Source organism: Streptomyces sp. NPDC006265 (assembly GCF_040613555.1).
In the GTDB taxonomy this organism is placed as follows: Bacteria; Actinomycetota; Actinomycetes; order Streptomycetales; family Streptomycetaceae; genus Streptomyces.
This window is the reverse complement of sequence record NZ_JBEXSH010000613.1, coordinates 1-5,576: the sequence shown is the minus strand read 5'-3', so window position 1 is coordinate 5,576 and position 5,576 is coordinate 1. Positions and strand designations below refer to the sequence as shown.

Here is a 5,576-nt window from a genome sequence, read left to right as displayed (position 1 = left end):
TGTAGGGGATGCCGGCGGTGGTCTGTCCGTCGAAGGTCAGCGTGTAGGTGCCGCCGGTCGGATCGCCGGTGATGGCCACCTGCTGGACCTCGTTGCTCAGGCCCGCCAGGTCGCGCCAGCCGGGCCCGTCGATCCACGTCACGGAGTCGGTGCCGAGGACGTCGTCGATGTACGCCTGGTACGTCACACCGCGGGCGATCTCCTGCGTGCGGGTCCACTGCTGGTCCTCACGCCCGGTGCGCAGCGCGCTGGGGAAGTGACGGACGATGTAGATCGGGTTCTGGGTGGCCTTGTTGAGGTCCTCGGCGATGAACACCAGGCGCCGGTAGCGGGTCGGCGGGGTCTTCGGGCGGGACCAGGTCCACGTCGCCGAACCGAGGTCCGGCAGGGCCCCGGCGCCGGACAGGGGCAGGTTCTCGTAGAGGGCGACCGCGGCGGCGTTGGTCTCCTGCGGCACCCACTGCGCGGTCGCGGTGTCGGTCTCCACGTCGGAGCGGGTCGGGGAGGACGACTGCCCAGACTCCACATCCGAGTTGGACAGGTCGCCGGAGAAGGTGACGCCGTCGGTGGTGGTGAAACCCACCGGCAGATACGCGCCACTGCCCGGCAGTGTCTGCAGCACACCGCCGTTGTCGAACGGCGCGGTCACGGCCGGCGCCGACATGTCGGCCGCGAAGACCGCGTACTTGAGTGCCTTGCGGATGAGTGACTGGCGGAGCTCCGCCATCGTGGTGAAGTCAGCGGCGACCACAGTGGGCCCCTTCCATGACGAAGCCCCCACCGGCGTGGGGGCGTGGTGGTTGGGTGCGCGTCAGGCGGGGGCCTGGGCGCGGCTGGTGAGCCGGTAGGTGGCGACCGCCCGGCGCAGGGCCGGGTTGCCGTAGTCGACGGGCGCGGGGCGGCTGTCGCTGGACACGGAGTCGATGACCAGACCGCCGCTGGAGTGGCCAGCCAGCGCGAGCATGCTGGTATGCACCTTGCGGGCCAGGTCCCACATGGCGGTCCGGGTGCCGCCGAAGGTGTCCACGTCGATCAGGGTCACGCCCGTCGTGCCTTCCTCGCCGCCGCCCGGGGTCACCTGCACCTGAACCAGGGGCAGCTTCTTGTCCAGGTCGGCGGGCAGCTCGTTGACGACACGCACCCCCGCGTGCCGGGAGCGCAGCCACAGCGCAGTCGCCTGCTCGACATCGCCCCAGTCCAGCTCGGTCCAGGTCATGGCCGGTCCGAGCGCTCAGGGAAGATGGTCTGCGGCTGCACATTGGCGGCCCGCCCGAGCACGCGGCGCCGCTGGGTGTTGGTCGAGCCCCATTCGTGATCGGCGGCGTCCTGCCGGGTGGCCTCGACCTTGGCCACCGGCCGCCCGGAGGGGCGGGTCTCGTCCGACACGTGGATCTCGGAGGCGAAACCGTCGTCGATCTCCGAGGCCGCGATACTGCGGGCGCGGCCGGCGATCTCCTCGGCCTTGTTGTGCAGGGCGGCGCGCACCTCCGGCAGCCGCATGATGGCACTCAAGCCGCGCTCGTCGAACCTGATCCTAGGTCGTCTGCTCATCCGGTGAACTCCTTCAGCACGGCGGAGGTGTGAGCGAGGAACGGGGACACGGACCGGGCCAGGCCCGGCTTGCCGTCGACCTCGTACTTGGTGCCGTCCACCTCGATCAGGTCGGTGGCCTTCAGCCCCATGCCGGGCGGGCCGAAGAACTGCCAGCGCGACACGATCCGGTCGGCGGCCGCCGTCAGGTACTCGGCCGAGTCGAGCGGTTGCACCGAGCAGCCCTCGACCTCGACCGGGGTGTCCTCGATCCAGGCGTCGTTGCCGCGCTCGTCCTCCCCGTAGTGGCGGGGGATGTGCGTGACGGTCTGGTCCATCAGAGGGGACTGGCCGAACACCGCTCACCTCCCGAAGCGTGAGGTGAGCGTTGCCGCAGGGCGGTAGCGCTGCAGCTTGTCCTTCTCCACCTCGGCCAGCGAGGTGGCCAGCGTCTCGGAGGCGAACGTCACCGCGCGCTGCCCGGTCGACTCCTGGCGGAGGTTCTTGGGGTTCACGCACGCCCGCGCGGTGACGTCGAGTACCAGGCCCACGACCTCCATAGGCACCACCGGCCAGCCGAACGTCCACGTCACCCGCGCCCGTCGGCAGGTGCGCCACTGGTAGGAGCCCAGCAGCTGGATCGTGTCGCCTTCCAGGCGCCAGTCGGTGTCTTCGGTCAGGGCGTTGTCGTCCAGGGCGACCTCGCCGACGGACTGGACGGGCCCGGCGAGCAGGATCCGGCCGTCCTCGATGAGGCGCCAGGCTGTCCAGGTCCGCACGGTGAACGTGGTCTTGGCCTCGCGACGGACCATGTCCGAGGCGATGTCCAGGGCCAGGTTCACCGTATTGACGGGAGCGCTGCCCCGCGGCACCTGCAACCAGTCCTCCAGCTGCTCGACGGTGGCCAGCGGAGGCAGCGGCATCTCAGCCTCCCTTGACGGACGACTCGCCCGTCTCGATGTTCCGCTCGACGGTCACCTCAGACCCGTCCGGGCGGAGCGCGGTGTACGTCTCGGTGCGCTCCCTGCCCTGGCGTGCCGCCGCCTTTCGCTTGGGCAGCGGCACGACGGCGTTCACGGTGCCGTGCCCCGCCCGGGCCGCCGCGCCCTTGTCGGGGGTGGCGGAGCTGGCGCGCTCGCCGGGGTCGGTGGTGTCCGCCGGCCCGTCGCCGGGCGCGGTGGTCGACGGGGCGTCGAGGTGCTCGTCGAGCCGGGTCTCCTCCGGCGTGCTGCTCTTGCTGCTCGTGGCCATGGGGCCATCTCCCTTCAGGGTCAGGCGTTCAGGACGCCGCGGATACGGGCAGCGGCCTTGCCGCCGAACACGGCCATGCCGGTGTAGAACTCGATGCGGGTCCGGTACGCCGGCTTCTCCTGCAGTTCACCGAGGTCGTAGGCCTGGACACCGCCGTTGGTCAGCCCGGTGACGGCCTTGTCGCCCTCGTCCTGGCCGAACTTCACGACGTAGATGGAGGACGCCGTACCGCTCGCCGTGCCCTGGGTCTCGGTCTGCGGGAGGATGTCCGTTCCACCCGCGGTCTGGCCCGGGTCGAGCAGCGGAATGCCGTTGTACGTGGCGACCATCTTCTGGGTGAGGGCCTCGCGGACCATCTCCACGCCGCCCAGGCGCCGGGCCGAGGACTTGATGCGGGCGATGGCGCCGGAGTTGGCGTAGATGGCGCCGTTGGAGCCGTTGATGCCGTCCACGCGGGCGATGGCGGCGTCCAGGACGTCGAAGAAGTCGTGGGCCCCGGCCACCGGGCCCATGCCGTTGGTGGCGGCGTCGATGACCTGCGCGCCGGCCAGACGCTTCTTCAGGCCGTCGAACGACTTGGCGTCCACGGTCACGTCGCCGTTGAAGAACGTGTCCTGGAACTTGTAGCTCGCGGCCTTGACCTTCATGCGGGTCTGGGTGGCGCGCTGGTCGTTGAGGTTGCCGCGGGTGCGGACGATGAACTTGTCCACGTCGGCGTCGCCACCGAGGATCACCAGAGACTCGCTCTTCTGGTTCACGGTGCCGGTCGACTCGGTGTACGCCTCGTTCACCGACCGGAAGGCGACGCCCGGAAGGCTCGCCTCCTCGTTGTAGGCGTAGGCGTTGCCCTCGATCGTCAGGAACGGGATGCGGTCCAGGATGGACGACTCCTGCACGAACGTCTCGATGACGCCGCGCTGCAGGTTGGTCTGAGACAGCTTGGCTGCCTCGACAAGGGTGACGGCCACAGCGGGCCCTCCTTCACAGGTGAGACCCGCTGTGCGGGCCGGTTACTTGGTCTTGGACTCGGTGGCGTAGGCGTGCCGCAGACGCCCCAGGCCGGGCTCCACGTCCGCGGGCGGGGTGGCGTGGCCGCCGCCTCCGACGTCGCCCCAGCCCTGCCCGTTGACGCCGAGGTAGGGCTTCTCCTTCAGCAGGGCCTCGATCGCCTTCTTGATCTGCTTGGCGTCGGGGTCGCCATCCTCACCGATCTCGATCTTGGTGAGGTCGATGAACTTCGGGGCGTCGGCCGGATCGGACAGCTTCCCGGCCGCCGCGGCCTTCACCTCGGCGCGGATCAGACGGGCGTTGGTGTCGGCGGTGAGCTCCTCGCGGAGATCCTTCTTGATCGCCTCGACGTCCGGCGCAGGATCGCCCTTGCCGTCGCCACCCTTGCCCTCGCCACTTTCGCCACCCTTGCCGCCCTCCGGCTTCGGCTTGCGGGACAGCCGGGCCTCCAACTCCTTGACGCGGGTCTCGGCGGCCTTCCGAGCATCGCGCTCGGTCTGCAGGGCCTTCCTGCCACCCTCGCCGAGGTCGTCGTCTCCGTCGCCGGATCCGTCGTCGTCCCCCGAACCGCCACCGCCGCCAGCCCCACCGTCACCGCCGTCACCGCTTCCGGATCCGGAGCCGCCGCCGTCCCCTCCGTCGGCGTACAGGAACGGGTCGAAAGGGCCCGTGCGGTAGGGGTGGGCCCAGCCGCCGCCAGCCACGGCCAGGGTGTTCTTGCGTGTGCGGAGCATCGCGCTCCTCCTTCGGTGTTCCGCGCGGCATCGCACCGCGCGCGCCCGGGCCTCGCGCCCGGGAAGTTCAGTAGATGTAGCCGTGGAGCTTCAGCAGCCTCAGCTGGTGGTCGCGGTCGTCGGCCAGGCGCAGGATCTCCTCCGGCATGAGCCGGGGCCGCTTGGCGATGCGGTAGCGCTCGCCGGACACCTTGGAGGCGCCGGCGTCGGTGGTGAGGCGCTTGCCGGCGATGCCGCGCACGGTGTTTCCCTCGGTGGTGGCCTGGATCTTCCGGCCGTGGACGGTCATGGTCTGCATGCCGCGGCGGGCGTTGACGACCTGCGCCAGGTCCGCGCCCTTGTCCAGGGCGTCGACCGCGGCCGCGCCGAGCCGCCGCCGCTGCTCCTGCGGTGTCATCTGCGCCACCAGCTTCTCGGGGCTGGGCACGTCGCCCCACCGCTCGATGTCGATGGGGTCCATGCCGCAGTCACACTTCGGATGCCGCTGGAAGCCGGTCGAGTAGCTGTACTGGCGGCCGGCCAGGATGATGCACCGGCCGCACGCCGGGAGCTTCACGACGCGCACGTAGGCGATGCACCGTCGGTGCGTCACCATCGCCACCTGAGTGGCTGACCGGGAGGTGTCGGCGATCTGCGTGGCGACCATCCGGGCCATCTGGTTCATGCCCGCCAGCAGCGCGGTGGCCGGGTCGGCGCCGGCCGCCAGCGTCGTGTAGGTGGTGATGGCCGGCACGTACAGCAGGCTCGTCAGTGGCCGCCCGTCGGAGGCGACTCCCACGAGCGCTCCCGGGTCGAGCTCGGCGGCCATCCGCGCGGCCGCGCCTCGCTCGGCCATGGCCTGGCCGACGAACGCCTGGGCGCCCTGCGCGGCGGTGAGTTGGCCGGCCACCACGGCGTCGAGGATGGCCGCGCCCTGGTCGCCCTGCAGGGAGGCCAGGATGTTCTCGGCGGACAGGCCCGACCAGATGGATTGCACACGGGCGACAACTGCCAGAGCGAGAGCCTGCACCTGCCGGTAGCGGGCGTCGGCGACGTCGCTCATGCCGCCTCGCC

At 70.8% G+C, this 5,576-nt stretch carries 9 protein-coding genes; all 9 read right to left on the bottom strand.

The annotated features are described in order from the left end of the window. A partial coding sequence (locus ABZ281_RS35455) for a hypothetical protein (protein ID WP_356662180.1) occupies positions 1-751 on the bottom strand: 751 nt, incomplete at its 3' end. Between the two features lie 60 nt (positions 752-811). Continuing rightward, on the bottom strand, positions 812-1,216 hold the full coding sequence (locus tag ABZ281_RS35450; RefSeq protein WP_356662179.1) for a hypothetical protein: 405 nt from the start codon (positions 1,214-1,216) through the stop codon (positions 812-814). After that, a complete protein-coding gene (locus ABZ281_RS35445) occupies positions 1,213-1,551 on the bottom strand; it encodes a hypothetical protein (RefSeq protein WP_356662178.1) in 339 nt (112 codons plus the stop codon). The genes ABZ281_RS35450 and ABZ281_RS35445 overlap by 4 nt, the downstream gene beginning before the upstream one ends. After that, positions 1,548-1,889 (bottom strand): hypothetical protein, encoded by a 342-nt coding sequence (locus ABZ281_RS35440; RefSeq protein ID WP_356662177.1) that lies wholly within the window; start codon positions 1,887-1,889, stop codon positions 1,548-1,550. The genes ABZ281_RS35445 and ABZ281_RS35440 overlap by 4 nt, the downstream gene beginning before the upstream one ends. 3 nt (positions 1,890-1,892) lie before the next feature. Continuing rightward, positions 1,893-2,453 (bottom strand): hypothetical protein, encoded by a 561-nt coding sequence (locus ABZ281_RS35435; RefSeq protein ID WP_356662176.1) that lies wholly within the window; start codon positions 2,451-2,453, stop codon positions 1,893-1,895. A 1-nt stretch (position 2,454) separates the two neighbouring features. Beyond that, positions 2,455-2,781 carry a hypothetical protein gene (locus ABZ281_RS35430; protein ID WP_356662175.1) on the bottom strand — a complete coding sequence of 109 codons (327 nt, stop codon included), beginning with the start codon at positions 2,779-2,781 and terminating at the stop codon, positions 2,455-2,457. A gap of 20 nt (positions 2,782-2,801) precedes the next feature. Next, positions 2,802-3,749 (bottom strand): major capsid protein, encoded by a 948-nt coding sequence (locus ABZ281_RS35425; protein ID WP_356662174.1) that lies wholly within the window; start codon positions 3,747-3,749, stop codon positions 2,802-2,804. 42 nt (positions 3,750-3,791) lie between these two features. Beyond that, complete coding sequence (locus ABZ281_RS35420) at positions 3,792-4,523, bottom strand: hypothetical protein (RefSeq protein WP_356662173.1); 732 nt, start codon at positions 4,521-4,523, stop codon at positions 3,792-3,794. Between the two features lie 67 nt (positions 4,524-4,590). Then, the coding region (locus tag ABZ281_RS35415; protein ID WP_356662172.1) for a hypothetical protein at positions 4,591-5,576 on the bottom strand (986 nt) is incomplete at its 5' end.